Raw genomic sequence first — 571 nt, forward strand, 5'->3', positions numbered from 1 at the left:
CCGCAGGCCACCGCCACCTGGCTGGACGCGGACGACCCTGAGCACCCGCCCGAGGCCTCCTCGCGGGAGGTGCAGAACATCCCGCTCGGGCTCGGCGCGCTGCTGCTCGCGGTCGCCGCGGTGGTCTTCGCCGCCCTCGCCACCAGCTCGATGGACGCACTGGCCCGGCTGGGCATCCTGCTCGTCGCCACGGTGCTGTTGCTGCTCGCCCCGCCGGTGCTGGCCCGCCGCGGTCTCACCTCCACCGCCGAGACCATCGCCACGGTCGGCCTGCTGCTGGTGCCGCTGGCCGGGTACGCGCTGTGGACGGTGGACCGGATCGGCAACGGGGGTGCCTCCGGCGCGCTGTACTCCGGGTTGATCTTCGCGGTCACCACCGGTGTCGCACTCGGGTACGCCCGGGGCACCGGTCTGCGGGCGCCCCGCTTCGCGGCCGTGCTCGCCGCGCAACCGGTGGTGCCACTGCTGGCGTACGAGCGGATCACCGGCCCCGGCGGGTGGGCCCTGGTGCTGAGCGTGGTCGCCGTGCTCGACCTCTGGCTGGCCCGCTCCGGGCTGCTCCGGGAGAATC

The 571-nt window shown here is 75.0% G+C and carries 1 pseudogene; it reads left to right on the forward strand.

Annotation, left to right across the window (positions count from 1 at the left end):
• Window positions 1-571: pseudogene (locus E1166_RS30645) on the forward strand (permease); the annotation flags it as partial.

It is taken from the genome of Micromonospora sp. KC213 (assembly GCF_004348325.1).
Taxonomy (GTDB): Bacteria; Actinomycetota; Actinomycetes; order Mycobacteriales; family Micromonosporaceae; genus Micromonospora.